The sequence below is a fragment of the Streptomyces yerevanensis genome (genome assembly GCF_000716805.1).
GTDB classification, from domain to species: Bacteria; Actinomycetota; Actinomycetes; order Streptomycetales; family Streptomycetaceae; genus Streptomyces; species Streptomyces flaveus.
On the sequence record NZ_JNWJ01000163.1, the window covers coordinates 1 to 2,396 of the forward strand.

Genomic DNA, 2,396 nt, shown 5'->3' on the forward strand with positions numbered 1-2,396 from the left:
GGACGGTGAGAGTGTCGAGAAGCGCCTGGTGCGCTACCGCACGGTGGGTGACATGTCCTGCACCGGTGCCGTGGACTCCGACGCCACCACGCTGGACGCGGTGATCACGGAGATCGCCGCCTCCCGGCTCACCGAGCGGGGCGCGACCCGCGCGGACGACAAGCTGTCCGAGGCCGCGATGGAAGACCGCAAGCGCGAGGGGTACTTCTAAGGGACGACCCTGCTGCGGTTCGCGACCGCGGGGTCCGTCGACGACGGCAAGTCCACGCTCGTCGGACGACTGCTGCACGACTCCAAGTCGGTCCTCACCGACCAGCTGGAGGCCGTCGCACACGCCTCGCGCAGCCGCGGTCAGGACGCACCCGACCTCGCGCTGCTCACGGACGGGCTGCGGGCCGAGCGCGAGCAGGGCATCACGATCGACGTGGCGTACCGCTACTTCGCCACCGCCCGCCGCCGGTTCATCCTCGCCGACACCCCCGGCCACGTGCAGTACACCCGCAACATGGTGACGGGTGCCTCCACGGCCGAGCTGACGGTGATCCTGGTCGACGCCCGCAACGGCGTCGTCGAGCAGACCCGCCGGCACGCCGCGATCGCGGCCCTGCTGCGCGTCCCCCACGTGGTGCTGGCCGTCAACAAGATGGACCTCGTCGACTACCAGGAGACCGTGTTCGCCGCGATCGCCGAGGAGTTCACGGCGTACGCCTCCGAACTGGGCGTCCCCGAGATCACCGCGATCCCCATCTCGGCGCTCGCCGGGGACAACGTGGTGGATCCGTCCGCGAACATGGACTGGTACGGCGGCCCGACCTTCCTTGAGCACCTGGAGACGGTCCCGGTCACCCACGACCTGGCCACCTGCCACGCACGTCTGCCCGTGCAGTACGTGATCCGCCCGCAGACCGCCGAGCACCCGGACTACCGCGGCTACGCGGGCCAGATCGCGGCCGGTGCCTTCCGCGTCGGCGAGGAGGTCACGGTGCTGCCCTCGGGCCGTACGTCGAAGATCTCCGGGATCGATCTGCTGGGCGAGCCGGTGGACGTGGCGTGGACGACGCAGTCGGTGACGGTCCTCCTTGAGGACGACATCGACATCTCGCGCGGCGATCTGATCGTGCCCAGCAAGGACGCGCCCGCGACCACGCAGGACATCGAGGCGACCGTGTGCCACGTCGCGGACGCGGCGCTGACCATCGGCCACCGTGTGCTGCTCAAGCACGGCACCCGCACGGTCAAGGCGATCGTCAAGGACATCCCGTCCCGGCTGACCCTCGACGACCTGTCCCTGCACCCGCACCCGGGGCACCTGGTCGCCAACGACATCGGCCGGGTGAAGATCCGTACCGCCGAGCCGCTGCCGGTCGACGCGTACGCCGACTCCCGGCGCACCGGCTCGTTCATCCTGATCGACCCGGCCGACGGCACCACGCTGACCGCGGGCATGGTCGGCGAGTCCTTCGCCTCGCCGGAACCGGTGAAGGCCGCGGCCGACGACGACGGCTGGGACTTCTGACATGACCACCGATGACTTCTTCTCGACGTTCGCGAAGGAGGGTGGCCGCGTGGGCAGCGGTGCTCTCGGAAGCGGGCAGGGCGGAGTGGCGCGATGTGTGTGATGGCGTACGCGCATTGCCGGCGCGCCCCGTACCGACGAAAACCCCCTGCCGATCCCCCGGCCACGACCTGAGAGCGTGACCGCCGGGCCGACGAGAGGAACCCCTCCCGTGCCTGCCATGAACTCCGCCCTCCGCCGCGGCCTCGCCGTGGTGGTGGCCGTGCCGCTGCTGGCGCTCGCCGCGCCGGCCTGCGGGTACGGCTCCCAGGCCAAGGACAACGGCACGGCGAACGTCGCCGCCCAGGGCAAGAAACTCTCCGCCGACACCGTCAGGATCGGCTACTTCCCGAACCTGACCCACGCCACGGCACTCGTCGGTGACGAGAAGGGGCTGCTCCAGAAGGAGCTGGGGGGCACGCAGGCCACGTACTCGCAGTTCAACGCCGGCCCCTCCGAGATCGAGGCGCTCAACTCGGGTTCCATCGACATCGGCTGGATCGGTCCGTCGCCCGCGATCAACGGCTACTCGACGACCGAGGGCAAGGGTCTGCGCATCATCGGCGGTTCCGCCTCCGGTGGCGTGAAGCTCGTGGTGAATCCGGACAAGACCAAGTCCCTGAAGGACGTCAAGGGCAAGAAGATCGCGACACCGCAGCTCGGCAACACCCAGGACGTCGCGTTCCTCAACTGGATCGCGGAGAAGGGCTGGAAGGTCGACGCGGAGAGCGGCAAGGGCGATGTGTCCGTGGTCCGCACGGACAACAAGATCACCCCGGACGCCTACAAGTCCGGCTCCATCGACGGTGCGTGGGTGCCGGAGCCGACCGCGTCCAAGCTG

The 2,396-nt window shown here is 69.6% G+C and carries 2 protein-coding genes and 1 pseudogene; all 3 read left to right on the forward strand.

Features of this window, described 5'->3' with window-relative positions; all coding sequences use genetic code 11:
• Positions 1 to 211 (forward strand): annotated as a pseudogene (locus OP79_RS48695) (sulfate adenylyltransferase subunit CysD); the annotation flags it as partial.
• A gap of 9 nt (positions 212 to 220) precedes the next feature.
• Entirely contained in the window at positions 221 to 1,516 is a 1,296-nt protein-coding gene (locus OP79_RS48700) for a sulfate adenylyltransferase subunit 1 (RefSeq protein WP_033329666.1), read from the forward strand.
• A gap of 211 nt (positions 1,517 to 1,727) precedes the next feature.
• Positions 1,728 to 2,396, forward strand: a 669-nt coding sequence (locus OP79_RS48705; RefSeq protein WP_033329667.1) for an ABC transporter substrate-binding protein, incomplete at its 3' end; no start/stop codon positions are given.